Below are 17,997 nucleotides of genomic sequence, written 5' to 3'. Positions count from 1 at the left end.
CCATTCGTGGGGCTTTTTTTATGCCTGAATGCGCCTGCAGATGGTGGACAATCAGGCCATGAACCAGACTGTGAATGCCGATCCGGCCGAATTGGCCAAGTTTTCCGAGCTCGCCATGCACTGGTGGGATCCGGACAGTGACTTCAAACCCTTGCACCAGATCAATCCACTGCGATTGGAGTGGATCAATACCTTCAGTCCCTTGAATGGCCAGAAGGTGCTGGATGTGGGCTGCGGCGGCGGCATTTTGAGCGACTCGATGGCGCGCAAGGGCGCCACCGTGACCGGCATCGACCTGGCCACCAAGGCGCTGCGCGTGGCCCAGCTCCATGCGCTGGAGGCGCAAACCCCCAGTATCACCTACCAAGAAATCGCCGTCGAGACGCTGGCACAGCTGCAGCCCGAGAGCTTTGATACCGTCACCTGCATGGAGATGCTCGAGCACGTGCCCGACCCCGCATCGGTGGTCCAGGCCTGCCATGACCTGGTCAAGCCCGGCGGCTGGGTGTTTTTCTCGACCATCAACCGCAATGCCAAGGCCTTTGCGCTGGCGATTGTAGGTGCGGAATACATCTTGCAGATGCTGCCCAAGGGCACGCATGAGTTTGCCAAGTTCATCCGCCCCTCGGAGCTGGCCCACTACTGCCGCAGCGCCGGCCTGGTGCATGCGCACAGCAAGGGCCTGCAGTTCAATCCCTTGACGCAGCGCTACTGGCTCAATGAAGACACCAGCGTCAACTACATGATCGCAACCCGAAAACCCGGCTGATGCAAAGATCGATACGCGCCATTCTGTTCGACCTGGACGGAACCCTGATTGACAGCGCCCCGGATCTGGGTGCCGCTGCAGACCAGATGCGGGTGGCAAGGGGTATGCCATCCTTGCCGATGGCCGACTACCGGCCGTTTGCCGGATCGGGCGCGCGCGGTATGCTGCGCGTGGCCTTTGGCATGCAGCCCGAGGATGCCGAGTTTCCCACGATGCGCGAGGAGTTCTTCCAGAACTACGAACGCCGCATGACGCAAGACACCACCGTGTTCGATGGCGTTTCCGACATGCTGGCCAGCATTGTGGCGCGCCAGTTGCACTGGGGCGTGGTGACCAACAAGTCCAAGCGCTTTACCGAGCCGCTGTCGCGCCAGATGGCCTTGTTTGCCAGCGCCGGTGCTGTCGTGAGTGGCGACACCACACCGCATTCCAAGCCCCATCCCGAGCCGCTCTTTGAAGCAGCACGCCGCATCGGCGTGGATCCGCAGGACTGCGTTTATGTGGGCGACGACGAGCGCGACATCATCGCGGGCAAGGCTGCCGGCATGCATACCGTTGCCGCTGTGTACGGCTACCTGGGCGAAAGGCAGTCGGTCGCGCACTGGGAGGCCGATGATGTCATCAATTCTCCACACGAGCTCTTGAAACGTCTGAATCTGGCCTAAAATAGATGCCATGGGGCTGTCCTGGTTTCGACGTGGGTTCGGGATCGGTGTGGTGCATGTCGAGCTTGAATGACGCTCGTAAATCTCCGTTCAAAAAACTAACTGCAAACGACGAACGTTTCGCACTCGCCGCTTAAATCCGGTGAGCCTTGCAACAGTATGTTGATGGGCTGGGCAAGGGGGTAGCAATACCTCCCGGCTGCAAGGGAATTTACATCAGCTGGCCGTCTACCGGGTACCTTGGTAGATGGCAAGATCTAAGGGTACTGGCTTGCAATGCAGCGTGTGTCTGCGCGGCTTTGCAGGCGAGATTCAAACCAGAACACTAAACATGTAGATCTGCTCGACGAAGGCTGACGGACGCGGGTTCAATTCCCGCCAGCTCCACCATACAAGCCAAAAAGGCGCTCACTGGTTTTTCAGTGGGCGCTTTTTCTTTTGGGCATCGGTATTGCTGCGAACACCGGTGCAGCAGCAGAGGCTTGAGCCCCATGGCCGCGTTCCCATTCTCTGTCTGTTGGGCCGTCATCCAAGCCGAGACTGCCGGACAAATGCGCCAGGGGCTGCCTTGGTCAACGGATGATAAAAGTACCAAAGTCTCCTCAGTACTCGTAGCGCCTCAAACCCTCAATATCTTTCAACCGCACCGTACGGTAGCCCACCTCCAGCAGATCTTGCTTTTCCAGCTCCAGCAGTGCCTCGTTGAAGCGGGCACGCGAGACCTGGCAGAAATCAGCCAGCTCGCTTTGGGTGATGTTGAGCAAGCCGGCATCGGGGAAGGGAAAGTTCAGCGGCGTGATGAGGGAGCCCAGGCTTTGCGCGACCCGGCCGGTGACGCTCAGGCATTGCTTGGCGGTCAGCAGGCGCATCAATTGGTGGCTGCGCTCGGCCATCAGCTCCAGCAAAAACTGGCTAAACGTGGCAGATTGCTGGCGCAGCGCGTGGAAGGCGTGGGCAGGCAATGTAAGCATGGTCAGGTCATGCAAGGCCATGGCATCGCAGTCCATGGCCATGTGCGGGCGTAGCAAATAGGTTTCGCCAAACCAGCTGCCGGCGTAGCCGCACAAGGTGATGGAGCGGCCATCGGGCGTGGGCACGCAGATTTTGGCTGCGCCGCGCGTGACACCGGTCCAGCCCGTGGGGACGTCGCCCGCCTTCCACAGGTACTGGCCCGCATGCACATGGCGCAGCTGCAGCTGAGGGTGCACGAGTTCCTGCGCCTGTGTTTCGCTCACCGTATGCGCCCACATGCAGTGCTGCCACTGGCTGAGCACCTGGTCCTTGCTGAGAAATGCGGCCTTGGGTTTCATTTAAATGAGAATTGTTCTCAAGAGAAAAGACTTCCCATTCTCTTCCAATTAAGCTTTTCCGCTGTCGTTGTAAGAGAACAAAAGGCGTAGCTATGCAAAATCAGGGGCGGTCGGTCGCAGCTCAGCGGAACAAATGGGGTGGTGGATGGGCGATGGCGCCCATCAGCCTAGCCATCGGGGTATTGGCCAGCAGCGCGCAGGCACAGACGGCGGCTGCGGCCGCAGAGCCTGATGGCGCCGAGGCGGACACCCACTTGGCAGTGCAGCATGTGGTGGCATCGGCCGCGCCCAGCATCCGCAGCGAGCTGGCGCAGACCACCCAGGTCATCGACAGCGAACAACTGCAGCAGCAGGTGACGGCCGGCAAAAGTGTGGCCGAGGCCCTGGGGCAGCTGGTGCCGGGGATTGACCTGGGCGGTCAGTCGCGCAGCAATTTTGGTCAGAACCTGCGTGGGCGCACCATGCTGGTCATGGTCGATGGTGTGTCGCTCAACAGCTCGCGCGGCACGGCCCGGCAGCTCGATGCGATTGACCCGTTCAATATCGACCGCATCGAGGTGCTGTCGGGTGCCAGCGCCTTGTACGGGGGCGGTGCCACCGGCGGCATCGTCAACATCATCACCAAAAAAGGCAGCGCCGCTGGCCTGCAGCTGGGCAGCGAAGTGGGGGTCACTTCCGGCTTGCAGGGCTCGCGCGACCACCAGTACCGGCTGGCCCAATCCATTGCCGGCGGCAATGAGCAGGTGCAGGCGCGCCTGGGCATTGCGCTGCAAAACAATGGCAGTTTTTATGACGGCAAGGGCAATCCGGTGCGCACCGATATTGCCCAGACCGATGCCCAGAACACCAAGGGTGTGGACGTGCACGGCAATGTGCAGATCAAGATCAGCCCCGAGCAAAGCCTGGGCCTGACCGCGCAGTACTACCGCAACCGCTTTGATGGCTCCTCTTACCTGTATGGCGGCCCCAACCTGGCAGGCATCATGGGTGGCAAGCCGGAGCTCTTGGAGCAGCGCAGCGGCTTTGTCAGCGATGTGATGCCGCAGACCGAGCGGGCCATGTTCAATGCCGACTACCATGCCGCCAAGGTCTGGGGCGACCAGGACCTGTATTTGCAGGCGTTTTGGCGGCAAGAGAAGCTGGACTTTGCGCCTTTCCCCAGCTCCGTTGTGACCGCCTCCCACCAAAACACCGACACCTGGGGCCTGAAGGCTGCGCTGGCCAAGTCCTGGGGCGACCTGAGTGTGCGCTATGGCCTGGATTGGGACCGCGAGAGCTTTGATGGCAGTGCCACCGTGTTCGATACCGCGCAGGCGCTGGCCAGCGGCGGCATGGTCAACCGGCAAATCGGCAGCACCGGCCGCTACCCGGGCTACCGCGTCAATACCGCTGCGGCCTTTGCCCAGGCTGAGTGGAAGCTGAACCCGCAGTGGACTTTGAACGGCGGCCTGCGCTACCAAAGCACCGACTTGCAGGTGGACGATTTTGTGGGCTACACCCAGCAGCTCTACATGCTGCTGGGCCGTGGCACCTCAGCCGATGCGATCCCTGGCGGCAAGAACAGCTACAACGTGAGCCTGTTCAACCTGGGGGCGCGCTACCAGATCGATGCTGCGCGCAGCACCTGGCTCAACTACGCCGAAGGCTTTGAGTTGCCGGACCCCGGCAAGTACTATGGCCAGGGCAACTACCAGGCCAATGGCACGCATTGGCAACTGGTCAGCGGCATTGATCCGAAAAGCTCTCCGCTGCAAGGCATCAAGACGAGGCAGGTGGAGTGGGGTTTCAAGCAGGCCGGCGGTGCCGTCAAGCTGCAGTCCGCGCTGTTCTATGCCTGGTCTGACCAGACCTTGCAGCTCAACAACGCCAACAACAATGTGACCATCAATGTGCTCGATGAAAAGCGGCGCAACTACGGCTGGGAAGGCAGCCTGGACGTTGCCGTTGCCAAGAACTGGGCGCTGGGTGGCAATGCACTGTGGATCCGCTCGGAGACGCGGCAAAACGGCAGCTGGGCCAAGCAGTCCATCATGACGGCGAGCCCCTCCAAGCTGTCGACCTATGTGCAGTGGAGCCCGAACCCCTGGCAACTGCGCCTGCAGGCCTCCCACATGTTCAGGCTCAAGGATGACAGCGCGGGCAAGATCGATGGCTTCACGGTGCTGGACCTGATGGGTGGCGTCAAGCTGCCGGTCGGCCGCCTCAACGTCGGTATCCAGAACCTGCTGGACAAGCAGTACCTGACGACCTGGTCGCAGCGCGCGATGGCCTTGTACGGCGTGGGTGTGGTGTCACCGCAAACCTTTGCGTTCTATGGCCGCGGGCGCACCTTCTCGCTGAACTACAGCGTTGAATACTGATGGCGGCAGGTGTGCAAACCCAGGGCGCAAGCTTGAACGCGGCGCAGCGCCCCTGGCAGTTTTGGGCGGTGCTGGTGGCGCTCTATATTGCGCAGGGCGTGCCGTCGTATCTGATGATCATGACGGTGCCCGCCGCACTGCGCGCTGCCGGCATGCCTTTGCAGCAGGTGGGCATGCTGTCCATCCTGATGCTGCCGCTGGTGCTGAAGTTTTTGTGGGCGCCCTGGGTGGACCGCTTGCGCCCACTGCGCTGGGGCCACCGGCGGGGCTGGGTTGTCTGCACCCAGCTGGCATCGGTGCTGGCGATTGGCGCACTGGCCTGGGTGGGGCCGCAGGCGTCCATCACCACGATTGTCTGCATCGGCATGTGCCTGGCGCTCAGCATCGCCACGCAGGATATCGCCACCGACGGCTATGCCACGCAGCAGCTGCGCAGCGATGAGCTGGGCCGGGGCAATGCGATCCAGGCCGCATCGGTGGCCGGTGGTGTGCTGCTGGGCGGCACCTTGGCGATGGCGCTGGTCGATCAATGGGGCTGGCAAGCCACCATGCTGTTGATGGCCGCGCTGTCTTTGCTGCCTTTGCTGGCGCTGCCGTGGATGGACGAAGGCATGCCTGCTGCCGCCGCGGAGGATGCGCAAGACGGCGCTGCCACAGTGCCTGTGCGCCCCAGCATCAGCCAATTTTTTGCGCGCCCCGGTGTCTGGGCAATTCTGGGCCTGGCCGCCGTTTATCGGCTGAGTGAAGGCATGTTGCGCTCGATGGAAAGCAGCTACCTGCTGCACAGCGGCCTGAGCTTGAGCGAAGTGGGGGTGATTGCCGGCAGTGGCGCTGCGCTGGCCGGCTTGCTGGGCAGTTGGCTGGCGGCCCAGTGGTTGCGGCAGCGCAGCCGCAGCCAGGTGCTGCTGGGCTTGAGTGCCTTGCGTGCGCTGGCCTTTGCGTTGTTCCTGGCGCATTCGTTGCACTGGCTGGGCGGCACCACATCGTTGGCAGTCCTCGCCGTGGGTTTGAGCGTGCATCGTTATATGGAAATGGTGGCGCTGTATGCGCTGTTCATGGCCTCGTCCAGTCGCCAGCAGCCGGGCACGGATTTTTCGATCTTTGTCTGCGCCGAGTTGCTGAGCTATATGCTGAGCGCGATGGCGGGTGGCTTCATTGCCAAGCACTTCGAGTTCTCTGGCCTGTTTGCGATGGCGACGGCGATTGCGGTGGGCTGCTGGCTGGCCACCGCTGCGTTGCTGCGGCGCCATGCGCAAGTGGTTGTCGATACCGGGAGACGCATATGACGGTGCCGCAGACGCTCGCACGCAAGGCCCATATCCATCTGCCGCAAGCCGGCGCGTTTGTGGACTGGTTGCTGCAGCATTGGCGCGATGAGGGCATCGACGTGAGCCAGCCCCAAGCGGGCACCTTGTTGCTGGCCTTGGCCGATGTGGGCACGGCCAGGCTGCAGCAAACCAGCGCCAGCGGCATCGATTGCCTGCTGCAGCCGGTGGCGCCGCGCATGGGGGAATTGATGCAGCTGTCTTTGGCCGAGCACTTGGCCGAGTTCGCCGACCAGATGGCCTGGGTGGAGGGCAGTTGGGAGCTGGTCTGGGAAGGCGATGCCCCGCCTGCGACCTCCAGGCTGCAGATGATGCGTGTCCTCAGCAACCAGGCGCTGTCGCCGCGCATGCGCCGCATCCGCCTGGCGGCGGGCGATATCAGCGCCTTTGCCCCCGGTGGCTTGCATGTACGCATGCTCTTGCCCGAGCCCGGCCAGGCACCGGCATGGCCGACCCTGGTCGATGGCAACCGCCTGCATTGGCCTGCCGGCAAACCGGCATTGGCACGCCGCACCTACACGATCAGCGCGATGGATCCTGAAGAGGGCTGGCTCGAAGTCGATGCCTTGCTCCACCATGGCACGGGCCATTCCGATCCGCACATGGCCGGGCCTGGTGCCGTCTGGGCTGCCAGCGCCGAGCCGGACTCCGAGGTGGGCGTGCTGAGCCCGGCCGGCGGCATGGTGCCGCAAGCACAGCATTGCGTGCTGGTGGCAGATGCTTGCGCCTTGCCAGCAGCGGCACGCATTGCACAGGCGCGGCGAGCGTACCCGTCCACCACCGTGCTGCTGTGGGTGTCGGATGCCCAAGAGCAGGCCGCCTTGTCGCCCGCATTTTCCGGCATGGACGTCACCTGGCTGCGTGGCGGTGTGCCCGGTGCGTCGCAGCTGGAGATTGCGCAAGTGCTGCAATGGCTGGCGCAGCAGGATTGGCACCAGCACGATACGGTGCTGTGGGTTGCAGGCGGCCTGCCGTTGACGCAGGCGGTGCGCCGCAGTGTGGCGCGGCCACCGTCCTTGGTGCAGATCAAGTCGCTGGTGCATACCTATTGGCGCTAAGCTTCGGGCGAGAACGGGGCGCCTTCTCTCCCCAGCTGGCTACTGATTGAATATCAGCAGGTACAGCTCGGACGAGTTGCGCTTGTATTCCTGTTTCCAGGGGTCACGTCCCATGAGCTTGTTGACCTCGTCGTACTGGAAAATGTCGTCCACACGCCAGCCGTCATCCTCGCGGGATAGCACATAGCGGTATTCGGCACCGACGGTTCCACCTTCTGCGTAATTGCCCGCTATCGACTGTCCTTCTTTAGGGCGGGTAATGTTCTTGATCGTGGCGACAACCAAGGCTCTGGATTCCGTTTCCATATCTACGCGATCGATTCTGCGATCGTAGGTATACAACGTGCAGTTGGGGTCTTGTTGCAGATAGCTCTTGACTGCTCCAGTGCTCAAGCGCAACTGGGCTTGCCGCAGCGCTGCTTGCTCGGCATTAGGGGCTTGTGTGCACTCTTGGTGTTTAAAGCTGGCCCTTGCATCCACCAAGGCCCACCAGCTTTTCACCGCCTTGTCGGGGGTTGCTATATCCACGCTTGGCGCCGTAAATGTGGGTTTGGTGGCTGCCTGCGTTGTGGCTTTGGGCTTCTCTTGCTGGCAGGCAATGAGTGCCAAGGCTAAGGGCAGGCAGGCAAATAGATAAGGTGTCCGCATCAAAGCATGTCCTGATTTATCGGTAGTGGGCCAGTTTAGTGGCTCGCCAAGCCTGGCGATGTGAAAAATGGGCTGCGCCGTTTGGGGGGCCAAAGCTGCAGACGTCTGCAGCGGCGAAATCGCCCATAAAAAAACCGCCTAAGGGCGGTTTGGTGGTGTTTGCTCGCAGCGTACTGCCGCTTATTCCACTTGCGCTGCCACGCTTTCGATTGCCTGGCGCAGTTGCTCTGGGCTCACCTCCGGGGCCGCGCTGTCGTCATTCGCTTCCGTTTTGAGGACAATACCCGTTCCCGTATCTGCGCGATTGGCCAAGCGGTGCATGGTCGCGATGGAAGCGCGCACGCCAGCGCTATTGAGGTAATAGCCTTCACCCTCGTTCACGCTGTAGGTGAACTGGTAGCCACCGAGCAACCTGCCAGCCGAACTCACCTTTGCACAAATCACCGTTCCGGCAGCGCTTCCAGATACTTGGTATTCGCAGCCAAAAGTGCCTGCAGCGGTAGTGATCACGCCATTGCCATCGGCCGTTGGGGCCTGCACTTTTTCAAGTCTGAAAAAGTCCGAGGTGGGCGTCAGCGAATTGAGTGGGCTGAAAATCCAGATTCCTTTGAGGCCTTCTGGATTATTGCCATAGGCGAAATTGAAGCGGGAGATCTCTTTCTCGGTCTCGCCAGGCAGGGTGATGTACCCCTTGGTGCCCGACTCAAAGCGGATCGAGACGTTGCCAGCACTGCCGTCTTCTTTGCCCGACAGGTCTCCGCTGCCCAGATAACGGCCGCCACGGTATTTGTTCAGGGGCGCAGAATAGCGGTCATTCGCCAAGGTGCCGCTGGTCATGTAGAACGTAGCGTTACCACTTGCATCATACGCGTACATTTGCATGACCAAGGTATTGTCCTGCACATCAATCGCCAAGCCACGGCCTGGCTTGCCATTGACTTCGCTGGTCACAATCCAGGTGCCTGTTTGCGGCGCAAAGGCCTGTGCCAAACCAGTGCCGAGCAAGGCGCCAACCAATGCAATCTTCTTGAAAATCATCATATCCCCGTTGTTAATCTTTACATTCTATCAACTTATCCTTACATATTGCTTGCCTGAATGTCAGGGAGTGTCTTGAGGCACCCTTGGAGGTTTACTCGCAGGCAGGGCTGGGTAAAGGACCAGTGCAGATGGCTGGATATCCGGGGAAAAGGAACCGCCCTATATCAGGATGCGCGGCGGCGATACAGCAAGGCCCATGCGGCCAATAGCATGCTGAGTCCGGCCAGGCCCCATGGGTTCAGCGTCGGAACGCTGGTGGGTGCAGCAGGTGGAGCGATATAGGGTATCCCAACGAGCTGGCCACTGAAGAACGCGCGCAATCCGGGGCCATTGGTGGAGCAGGCTGCATTGCCGCAGGTGGTGGACATGCCAAACACCAGCTCGACCGTACCCGGCGTATTGGTGAGCGGTGCCGACGGTTCAATATCGAGGTAGGGCACATTGGTCAGGTCGCTCTGGTTGCTGGAGGCGACAAAGATGAGCTCCGGCAAGGCGTTGATGCAGTGGGGCGTGACACATTTGCTGCGAAATTCCGAAGCTCCTCCGACACTGCCTGCCGTGGTGCTCAGCTGCACATTGCTGTAGGTGTCGCTGTCGGCGTCATACACAAAAGAGCCGGTGGCCGTGCCGCCATCGTCAAAGGTCACGTCCTTCAAGGTCCACTGCAGCGGCGCGGCTTGGGCGGCGGCAGTGAACGCCAGACCACTGAGCGCCAGCGCGGCGGATGCCAAAAGTTTGTTCATGGTGTCTCCCTCGGTGTAAAAGGAGACGAAGTTAACAAAATGTAACTTAAATAGCAATCCTTATATTTGCTGGTTTTCAAGAAAAATATGTGTTTCGTTGTCTAAATCTCAGTTTATTGAGAAAAAGGCCATTTCCTAGCTGTCATCTCCCCCCAAGCACCTCCGCGCTCGTCCTTGTGACGTGGTAGGCACTCTCTCTGAAAATAAATGGATATGCGGCTAATTGTTGTCATGATCCATCAGATAGATAAATAAAGCCGCCCGAAGGCGGCCTTGGATCGGATCAGCCTGTACGGCGGCGCAGGCGCTGCCTGCCCAGCAGGGCAAGCAACGCTCCCAAGCCGATGGTGGTCCAGGGCGCCAGCGCTGGCACAGCCTGCGGCGTGGTGGGCGGCGGCGGTGGCGGAGGGGGCGGCACGACCACCGCTTGCACGGTAAAGCTGCCCACGCTCGATTGCACGCCTGGCTGGTCGCTGAGGAGGGCAATGACCTCGTAGTTGCCGGGCGCCAGGCCAGCCGGCCAGGTCAGTGAATACGCGCCACCACTGCCGATGACGGTGGTGGTCTGGCTGGCGCTAAATCCATCGGGGCCGGAGAGTTGCAAGGTGATGGTGGTGCCCGGGGGCAAGGGCGTGGATGCGCCGCCGCCCGGTGCCGCCGACGTTGCGATGCCACTCAGCTCCTGCGTCTGCGCGGTGGTGATGAGCGGCGCCTGCACGGCCAGCGTCACGGCAAGGGTTTGCGGAATGTAGGCAGACGCGGTGGCACTGCCCACGACCTGTATTGGATCTCCTCAGCCAGGGGCTCCCTGTAAATCGCCCTGCCCTCGTCTAAACACCGACTCGGGGAGTCCTCCGTGACTGCGCTCTGATATGGAAGAAATGCGGTAGCGCCGCTTGCCATGCGCCGCACAAAAAAGGGAGCCTGGCTCCCTTTTGGCGGCGGTGGTCTGGATGGCCGATGCCTAGCTCTGATGGCGCTTGCGTGCAAAGAGCGCGCCTGCCATTGCCAGCAGCATGCCCATCAATGCCAGTGCCCATGCATCCAAAGTAGGGACACGCTTGGCATCGCCCACATTGATAGGCAGGTCGTCGTCGTTGACTTGCACGCTGGCCTGGCTGTCGGGCCCGAGCGTATAACCGGGCCCGGCCAACAGCTGCAACAACGCGCTGACGCTGCCATCGCCTGCGACGGTGTTGGGCGTCGCGGTGATCGTGCAGCTGCTCTGCGTGGCCCCTGCCGCGAAGAGCACCGGAGAGGTGCAACTGCTGGTGTAGCGGCTGCTGCCCGGTGGCGGGCTGAGGCTGATGCTGCTACCTCCGGCGGGTGCGGGCGCATTCAGGCTGATGATGCAGGTAGAAACCTGGCCTGCAGCGTCCACCAAGCTGCTGGGTGTACAGCTGAGGTTGGCTACGGGCGTAATGGCGATGTCGACGTCGTCGTTGCGGATGCGGACCTCGGCTGCCGAAGGACTACCCAGCACATAGTCATCTGTTGCGGCAGGTGTGGCCAACGCCAGCGCTGCGGTCACATCGCCATCACCGGGCGTGGTGTTGGGTATGGCGGTAATTGCGCAACTGGCCGTTTTCTGCCCGGCTGCTACCACGATGGAGCTGCCGCAGCTGCTGGTGTAGCGTGGGTTGGCCGCTGGTGGGGTCAGGGCAATGGCCATGCCGCCCGCTGGCGCAGCCTGGTCCAAGGTGACTGTGCAGTTGGAGACATTGCCCGCCGCATCGACCAGCGCATCGGGGGTGCAGACCAGGGTCGCTGTCAGCTTGGGCAGGCAGGCGGCGGCATCGCCACTGGTGGCACCTGCGGTGCTCTGGTTAGTGCCGACCGTGCCGGAAGGGATACTCATGATGCGCGTGCCCAGGCCATAGAAGGCTAGTTTGTCTGTGGCATTGGGCAGCCGTGCTGCTGCGCCATAAGGGCTGTTGAAAGGGGCTGGTGATACGGGTGCCAACGTCTCAACGGCACCGGAAGACAGGTTGAATCGATAACTCACCGATGTTCCCGTGATCACATTCCCCGTCGTTGCGATGCCATAGGCCCATTGCCCACTGGCGTCAATGGCAAAGTCGCCCGACTGCGCGCCGGGAATATTGCTGGACAGGTTCAAGGTGCCCACATAGAGCGGCGGGGTCTGCGTCACATCGATCTTGAAAACCCGGTTGAGCGTGCCGCCGGTCTGGAAGGCCGCCAGGTACATGATGCCAGTGACGGGATCGATATCGGCCGCATTGAAATTGGGCCCCAGGCGCAGGTCAATCGCACCGCTGACCAAGGTGCTGGGATCGGTGGGGTCCGTCTGGTAGGTGCCCAGTCCGCTCACGATGCCCAGGTTGTCCACGCCAGTGCGGCCATAGCGCAGCATCTCGTAATAGCGGGTATGGCTGCGCCATCCGCCAGCGGTCCATCCAGTCGCTGGGCTGTTGTCCCAGCTGTTGTCGCCGTCTACGGCGCGCATCGTATAGATGTAGCCATCCTTGCCCATGCCGCCGGCGACGGAGGCGCCTGCAGGCAAGGGGGGATTGGGCGGCGTCAGTCCTATTTCTCGCGCAGACACGGTGGGCGCTGCGGCACCACTCCAGACCGGAGCAATGGCAACTGCGCCGGTCGCTGGGGCGGTCGCCAGATCCAGCACCGCCGTGGGCGGTGTTCCGGTGGCGGCCGGGCCGGTGTAGCGGGTCAGATAGAACGATTGCCCGGCGGCATCGCAGCGCGGAAGCGGAGCGCCCGATGCGGCCATAGCCACCGGGCCCAGAGAGGCCGCAGCTATTATGGCTAATCCAGTTTTGAATATTTTTATTTTGTTATTTAATAACATGGACAATCTCCTTTTTCAAGGATTACATCCTAAACAGCCTTTCTGCAAATGCCGGTGGCGTATTGTCAATGAATGTTTAAACACCCTTGTTGGTGATTTTTATTGATATCAAATTAATCTATTCTGATAGATGTTTGGTAAATCTATGAATGGTGTTTGTGGGATATCTTTTGATTTGTATGGCTGCGATGCTATGTTTTTTATGGCTTTAGATGTCAAATACAATCTATAAATAATAAACATTTGCTCAAAACTATTGAATTTATTTGCAATTGTTTAAATTGTGAGCATGACGCACCGGAAAAATGCTTACCCTTGCAGGAAAATAAACACTGGAAATTACTAGATACTTACATGGTCATAAACCCTGGGCAGAAATGAAACGACCCGATGGACCAGATCGTATCCATCGGGTTGGTGGCTCTAGTTGGGCTAAGTGGCGGGCTCAGGACTTGACCAGCGGACACTTACCCTCGGACAGCGGCCGGAAGGCCTGGTCGCCCGGGATGGTGGCGATGATCTTGTAGTAGTCCCAAGGCGCCTTGGACTCCTCGGGCTTTTTGACCTGCACCAGGTACATGTCATGCACCATGCGGCCGTCCTCGCGGATCTTGCCGTCGTCGCTGAAAAAGTCTTTGATAGGCATCTTCTTCATCGCGGTCATTACCGCAGCGGTCTCGTCGGTGCCCGCCGCTTCGACCGCCTTGAGGTAGTGCATCACCGCCGAGTAGGTGCCGGCCTGGGCCATGGTCGGCATCCTGTTCATGGCCTTGAAGTACTTTTGCGACCAGGCGCGGCTCTCGGGCGTGCGGTCCCAGTAGAAGGCGGTCGTCGCATACATGCCTTGGGCGGTCTTCAGGCCCAGCGCATGCACGTCCGAGATGAACATCAGCGCAGCGGCCACCTTTTGCTTGTCGGTGATGCCGAACTGGCGGGCGCTCTTGATGGAGTTGATGGTGTCGTTCACGCCATTGGCCAGCGCAATCACATCGGACTTGGAGGCCTGCGCCGTCAGCATGTAGGACGAGAAATCGGGCGCATTGAGTGGGTGCTTGACCGTGCCGATCACCTTGCCGCCGTTCTTGTCGACGGCGGCCGTGATGTCGTTGGACAGTGCCTGGCCAAAGGCATAGTCCACCGCCACGATGTACCAGCTCTTGGCGCCGCCCTCGGTCACCGCTTTGACGGTGCTGTTGGCCGTGGCATAGGTGTCGTAGGTGTAGTGCACGATGTTGGCCGCGCAGTTCTCGCCGGTGATCGAGCTCGAGCCCGCCTCGGTGTTGATCAGCACCTTGTTCTTTTCCTTGGCCACGGTGGCGACTGCGTTGTGCACCGCCGTGTTGCCCAGGCCGATGACCATGTCCACGTTCTCGCGGTCAAACCACTCGCGGGCGCGGGTGGCGCCAATGTCGGCCTTGTTCTGGTGGTCCACCGACAGCAGCTCGATGGGCTTGCCCAGCACCGTGCCGCCAAAATCCTTGATCGCCATCGTGGCCGCCGCGACCGTGCCCTTGCCGCCAATATCGGCGTAGGCGCTGGAGGTGTCGCTGATCACCCCTATGCGCACGGCGTTGTCGGATATGCCCTGCGCCCATGCGCCAGAGGCCAGGCCAACAGATGCAAGCAGGGTCGTCAAACAAGTGGTTCTGAACTTCATGGAAATGGTCTCCTGGTATTTTTATCGTTGGCCACGGCCAGGTGGGTTTGCCCCGCTGTCAAAGGGTTCAGGGCAAGGGGTTGGGCCTGGTGGGCACGGCGTAGCGGATCACACAAAGGGTTTGGCACAAAGCCAGCTGGGGCAGGGCGGAGGTGTCAGGTCATGCGGCGCTCCTTGGTGGGTGGCGTGGCCGCTGTCTCGTTGGCAGGCTGGCCCTGCAGCTCGGCCAGGATCATCGCCTTGAGCTTGAACTTCTCGATCTTTTGCGTCAGCGTGCGCGGGAACTGCTCGACCACGCGGATATGGCGCGGCCGCATGAACTTGGGCATCTTGCTGTCGCACCAGGCGTGCAGCGCCTGGCGGTCGATCAGCTGCTGCTCGCGCGCCACAACATAGACGACGACATCGTCCTCATCGCCCTCGTGCGCAGGGATGGCAAAGGCGGCCGTCATCTCGACGGCCGGGTACTGGTTGACCATGTCCTCGATATGGAAGGACGAGATGTTCTCGCCCCGCACGCGGATGCGGTCGCCCATGCGGTCGACAAAGCTCAGGCTGCCATCGGCATGGCGCAGCGCCGAGTCGCCGGTGTGGAACCAGAGATTGCGAAAGGCCTTGGCGGTGGCCTGGGGCTTGCCCAGGTATTCGACCAGCAGGTAATAGGGCAGCTTCGACCGAAAAGCCAGCTGCCCCGCCACGCCCACGGCGCACTCGCCATCGCGCTCGTCCAGCACCGCTGCCTCTACGAAGAGGCTCGGATGGCCCAGGTAGCCCTTGCCCACCTGGTCCGCTTGCGCGGGGCCCAGCAGCTCCAAGCCCAGGGCTGCCGCCTGCGCGCGGATGGCCTCGCGCGTCTGGCCGCGCCGGTAGGCGGGCGGGGATTCGCAGCTGGCGTCCGTCTCTTCGATGACCGTGAAGCAGGACATGCCCGACTCCGTCTGGCCAAAGCCGGCGGTCACAAAGTCAAAGCCAAAGCGGCGCGCAATCTCCGCATGGCGCTGGGGCAGCGGCTGCATATAGACCTTGTTGAGGCTGTTGTGGTGGTCGGTGGCCGCTGGCGGCGCCTTGGCCAGCCAGGAGATCATCGTGTCCACCAGCACCGCGCTGGTGGCGCCGCTCAGCGCAATGCGGCGCCAGAAGTCATTGGGGCTGAAGCGGTCCCAGCAGGCCAGGCCACTGCCGGCCCACACCGCCCGCACCACGTTGAACACCGCGCCACCCACGTGGTACATCGGCAAGTCGTTGTAGACCACGTCATGGCCGTTGAGCATCTGGCGAAACAAATAGGTGTACTGGTTCATCCAGCGGTGGCTTTGCACCACGCCTTTCGATGGCCCGGTGGTGCCCGAGGTGTAGATGATGTTGCACAGGTCGTCATAGGCCAGGGCCACATCCGGTTTGGCTGCGGGCTGCAGCAGCGCGGCCCAGTCCAGCGCTGCGTGCGGACCGCTGTAAGCCACACCATCGGCCACTGCATCGTGGCTGCCAGCGGGTGGGTCGTAGACCACGACATGGGCCAAAGGCGCGACCTGGCTGAGCTCTTCGCCGATCGCATTGAGCGCCGGCACCAGTGCGCGCTCGGCCAACAGCATCACCGGCTGGGTGTCGCCAATCTGGTAGACCAGCAGGCGCTCGGTCAGCCCAAAATTGATCGGCGCAAACACGGCGCCGGCCTTCCAGATGCCAAACATCGCCAGGGCGCTGATGAGCTGGTTGCGCATGAACACCGACACCGGCATGCCCCGGCCGATACCGGCAGCTGCCAGGTTGCCAGCGATGGCATCGGTGATGCGGTCAAACTCGGCATAGCTCAGGCGCACATCGTCTTCGCCATACAGGTAGAAGAGCTGGTCACCCTTGGTACGCGCCCAGTGCGCCAGGCGCTCGGTGACCAGTTCGCCATCGCGCTGCAAGAGTTCCAAAAGCGCCTGGTTGTCCAGCGCCGCAACGGGGTGGGCTTGCGCGTTCATGCGGCGCTCGCCTTCTGCGGATCCTTCAACAGGCGCCGCAGCACCTTGCCGGTGCCCGTCGTCGGCAGCGCATCCCGAAACTCGATCTCGCGCGGTGCCTTGTAGACCGACATCTGCTCGCGGCACCAGTCGATCAGCTGCTGCGCGCTCACCGCTGGTGCGCCCTTGCGCGCAATGACGACCGCCTTGACCGCCTGGCCCTTGAGCGCATCGTCGATGCCGATCACCGCCACCTGCGCCACCGAAGGGTGCTTGATCATGATGGACTCGACCTCCTCGGGGAAGACGCTGTAGCCCGAGACCTTGATCATCTCCTTGAAGCGGCCGGCAAAGGTCAGGTAGCCATCGCTGTCGATCTTGGCCATGTCGCCCGTGTACACCCAGCCGTCCTTCAAGGTACTGGCCGTCGCCTCGGGCTTGTTCCAGTAGCCCTTGAAGTTGCCCGGGCTGCGCAAGACCAGCTCGCCCACCTGGCCGGCGGGCAGGTCCTGGCCGGTGGCTGCATCGATCACGCGGCATTCCACCCCTTCGATCGGAATGCCGTGCGCGCCCCATTTGATGGCATCGACGGGCATCGAGGTGTCCCAGGTGTGGGTTTCGGACATGCCATAGGTCACCTCAAACAGCTGGCAGTTGGGCGCAAAGCCGCGCCACTGCTCGGCCAGCGCCTGGTTGATGGTGATGCCAAAGCTGGTGCTGGGGTTGATGCGCAGCGCGCTGAGGTCGTAGCTGTGCGCAGCGTCAACCTGCATCACCGCTGCATTCATGCTCGCCACGCTGTACCACCAGGTCACCCGGTAGCGCGCCAGCGCCTGCAGCACCTGCACGGGGTCAAAGCGGTACAGCAGCACGCAGCGGATGCCGGTGTAGAGCGTGACATTGAGGCCGATCAGCATGCCCGCAATGTGGTTGAGCGGCGCGACGGCCAGCATGGTGTCGTCATCGCGGATCGGGTTGTTGTCGGCCGCGGCATGCGCCTTGAACAGCGCGTTGCGGTAGCTCAGCATCGCCCCCTTGGGCAGGCCGGTCGTCCCTGAGGTATAGGTCATCAGCGCCACATCGTCCATGTCCAGCGGGCCCACATCGGGCGCGGGCAGGGGCGCGCGCAGGCAGTCCACAAAGTCTGTCGTGCCATCGATATGGCGCTTGGGCGTGCCGATCTCGGCGGGCAGGTCGATCGTCGGCTGGGCCGGCAGCAGGTCGGCGTAGTGGGTCAGGAACACATGTTCAATCGCCGTCTTGGGGCGCGCCGCCTGCACGATCTCATAGAGCACATCGGCTGCGACGATCACCTTGGCACCCAGGTCAGAGAGCTGGTACTCCAGCTCATGGCCCTTGAACAGCGGGCTGCAGGGCGCCACCACCGCGCCCAGCTTCTGGATGCCGATATGCGCAATCACATACTGCGGGCAGTTCTGCATGAAGAGGGCCACCCGGTCCCCCTTGGCCACGCCGCGCTGCTGCAGCTGGCAAGCAAAGGTATCGCTCATCTGGTCCAGCTGGGCCCAGCTGATGGCGGTTCCGTACCAGATAAAGGCCGGCTTGTCGGGCTGGGTGCGCGCATGCTGGCGCAGGTACTCATGCAAGGGCTTTTCTTGTTGCCGGTATGCGATGGGGCTCATGG

The 17,997-nt window shown here is 61.7% G+C and carries 14 protein-coding genes and 1 other RNA gene; 6 read left to right on the top strand and 9 right to left on the bottom strand.

Annotation, left to right across the window (positions count from 1 at the left end):
• Positions 1-58 precede the first annotated feature (58 nt).
• The 3 genes from ubiG (at position 59) to ssrA (ending at position 1,824) form a co-directional block, all read left to right on the top strand.
• Positions 59-769 carry a bifunctional 2-polyprenyl-6-hydroxyphenol methylase/3-demethylubiquinol 3-O-methyltransferase UbiG gene (gene ubiG / locus WH265_RS03830; protein WP_339557378.1) on the top strand — a complete coding sequence of 237 codons (711 nt, stop codon included), beginning with the start codon at positions 59-61 and terminating at the stop codon, positions 767-769.
• Positions 769-1,434, top strand: a complete 666-nt coding sequence (locus tag WH265_RS03825) for an HAD-IA family hydrolase (RefSeq protein WP_339557377.1) — start codon at positions 769-771, stop codon at positions 1,432-1,434. The genes ubiG and WH265_RS03825 overlap by 1 nt, the downstream gene beginning before the upstream one ends.
• A gap of 12 nt (positions 1,435-1,446) precedes the next feature.
• Positions 1,447-1,824, top strand: a transfer-messenger RNA (tmRNA) gene (ssrA, locus tag WH265_RS03820).
• 212 nt (positions 1,825-2,036) lie between these two features.
• On the opposite strand, the gene WH265_RS03815 is transcribed toward ssrA, so the two are convergent.
• Entirely contained in the window at positions 2,037-2,744 is a 708-nt protein-coding gene (locus WH265_RS03815; RefSeq protein ID WP_312986690.1) for a Crp/Fnr family transcriptional regulator, read from the bottom strand.
• A gap of 152 nt (positions 2,745-2,896) precedes the next feature.
• Between WH265_RS03815 and WH265_RS03810 the strand changes: the two genes are divergently transcribed.
• Genes WH265_RS03810 through WH265_RS03800 form a run of 3 tightly spaced genes read left to right on the top strand, consistent with a single transcriptional unit; the run spans position 2,897 to position 7,487 of the window.
• Positions 2,897-5,104: a TonB-dependent receptor gene (locus WH265_RS03810; protein WP_339557376.1), complete on the top strand. Its 2,208-nt coding sequence runs from the start codon at positions 2,897-2,899 to the stop codon at positions 5,102-5,104.
• 32 nt (positions 5,105-5,136) lie between these two features.
• Positions 5,137-6,390: an MFS transporter gene (locus WH265_RS03805; protein WP_339557375.1), complete on the top strand. Its 1,254-nt coding sequence runs from the start codon at positions 5,137-5,139 to the stop codon at positions 6,388-6,390.
• Positions 6,387-7,487, top strand: coding sequence for a siderophore-interacting protein (locus WH265_RS03800; RefSeq protein ID WP_339557374.1), 1,101 nt, complete (start codon positions 6,387-6,389; stop codon positions 7,485-7,487). Before WH265_RS03805 ends, WH265_RS03800 begins: the two co-directional genes overlap by 4 nt.
• A gap of 39 nt (positions 7,488-7,526) precedes the next feature.
• Here WH265_RS03800 and WH265_RS03795 read toward each other — a convergent pair whose 3' ends face one another.
• From WH265_RS03795 to WH265_RS03760, 8 genes are all read right to left on the bottom strand, one after another.
• Positions 7,527-8,135, bottom strand: a complete 609-nt coding sequence (locus WH265_RS03795; protein ID WP_339536853.1) for a hypothetical protein — start codon at positions 8,133-8,135, stop codon at positions 7,527-7,529.
• A gap of 180 nt (positions 8,136-8,315) precedes the next feature.
• On the bottom strand, positions 8,316-9,176 hold the full coding sequence (locus WH265_RS03790; protein ID WP_339519224.1) for a hypothetical protein: 861 nt from the start codon (positions 9,174-9,176) through the stop codon (positions 8,316-8,318).
• Between the two features lie 164 nt (positions 9,177-9,340).
• A complete protein-coding gene (locus WH265_RS03785; protein WP_021027349.1) occupies positions 9,341-9,919 on the bottom strand; it encodes an IPTL-CTERM sorting domain-containing protein in 579 nt (192 codons plus the stop codon).
• 283 nt (positions 9,920-10,202) lie between these two features.
• Positions 10,203-10,694, bottom strand: a complete 492-nt coding sequence (locus WH265_RS03780; protein ID WP_339557373.1) for a hypothetical protein — start codon at positions 10,692-10,694, stop codon at positions 10,203-10,205.
• A 189-nt stretch (positions 10,695-10,883) separates the two neighbouring features.
• On the bottom strand, positions 10,884-12,668 hold the full coding sequence (locus WH265_RS03775) for a hypothetical protein (RefSeq protein ID WP_339557415.1): 1,785 nt from the start codon (positions 12,666-12,668) through the stop codon (positions 10,884-10,886).
• Between the two features lie 523 nt (positions 12,669-13,191).
• Entirely contained in the window at positions 13,192-14,403 is a 1,212-nt protein-coding gene (locus WH265_RS03770) for an ABC transporter substrate-binding protein (RefSeq protein WP_339536848.1), read from the bottom strand.
• A gap of 155 nt (positions 14,404-14,558) precedes the next feature.
• The gene (locus tag WH265_RS03765; RefSeq protein WP_339557372.1) at positions 14,559-16,373 is read right to left on the bottom strand and encodes a class I adenylate-forming enzyme family protein; all 1,815 of its coding nucleotides are present in this window, start codon (positions 16,371-16,373) and stop codon (positions 14,559-14,561) included.
• Positions 16,370-17,995: an AMP-binding protein gene (locus WH265_RS03760; RefSeq protein ID WP_339557371.1), complete on the bottom strand. Its 1,626-nt coding sequence runs from the start codon at positions 17,993-17,995 to the stop codon at positions 16,370-16,372. Before WH265_RS03760 ends, WH265_RS03765 begins: the two co-directional genes overlap by 4 nt.
• Positions 17,996-17,997 lie beyond the last annotated feature (2 nt).

The sequence above is a fragment of the Comamonas sp. MYb396 genome, from assembly GCF_037479555.1.
GTDB lineage: Bacteria > Pseudomonadota > Gammaproteobacteria > Burkholderiales > Burkholderiaceae_C > Comamonas.
The sequence above is the reverse complement of the archived record's forward strand: the minus strand, read 5'-3'. Positions and strand labels throughout refer to the sequence as shown.

What these genes read in the sequence shown, in the direction of transcription:
- WH265_RS03790 (WP_339519224.1), bottom strand. Translation starts at nt 9,176, where the DNA reads ATGATGATTTTCAAGAAGATTGCATTGGTTGGCGCCTTGCTCGGCACT.
- WH265_RS03825 (WP_339557377.1), top strand. Translation starts at nt 769, where the DNA reads ATGCAAAGATCGATACGCGCCATTCTGTTCGACCTGGACGGAACCCTG.
- WH265_RS03760 (WP_339557371.1), bottom strand. Translation starts at nt 17,995, where the DNA reads ATGAGCCCCATCGCATACCGGCAACAAGAAAAGCCCTTGCATGAGTAC.
- WH265_RS03800 (WP_339557374.1), top strand. Translation starts at nt 6,387, where the DNA reads ATGACGGTGCCGCAGACGCTCGCACGCAAGGCCCATATCCATCTGCCG.
- WH265_RS03770 (WP_339536848.1), bottom strand. Translation starts at nt 14,403, where the DNA reads ATGAAGTTCAGAACCACTTGTTTGACGACCCTGCTTGCATCTGTTGGC.
- WH265_RS03815 (WP_312986690.1), bottom strand. Translation starts at nt 2,744, where the DNA reads ATGAAACCCAAGGCCGCATTTCTCAGCAAGGACCAGGTGCTCAGCCAG.
- ubiG (WP_339557378.1), top strand. Translation starts at nt 59, where the DNA reads ATGAACCAGACTGTGAATGCCGATCCGGCCGAATTGGCCAAGTTTTCC.
- WH265_RS03795 (WP_339536853.1), bottom strand. Translation starts at nt 8,135, where the DNA reads ATGCGGACACCTTATCTATTTGCCTGCCTGCCCTTAGCCTTGGCACTC.
- WH265_RS03810 (WP_339557376.1), top strand. Translation starts at nt 2,897, where the DNA reads ATGGCGCCCATCAGCCTAGCCATCGGGGTATTGGCCAGCAGCGCGCAG.
- WH265_RS03765 (WP_339557372.1), bottom strand. Translation starts at nt 16,373, where the DNA reads ATGAACGCGCAAGCCCACCCCGTTGCGGCGCTGGACAACCAGGCGCTT.
- WH265_RS03775 (WP_339557415.1), bottom strand. Translation starts at nt 12,668, where the DNA reads ATGGCCGCATCGGGCGCTCCGCTTCCGCGCTGCGATGCCGCCGGGCAA.
- WH265_RS03785 (WP_021027349.1), bottom strand. Translation starts at nt 9,919, where the DNA reads ATGAACAAACTTTTGGCATCCGCCGCGCTGGCGCTCAGTGGTCTGGCG.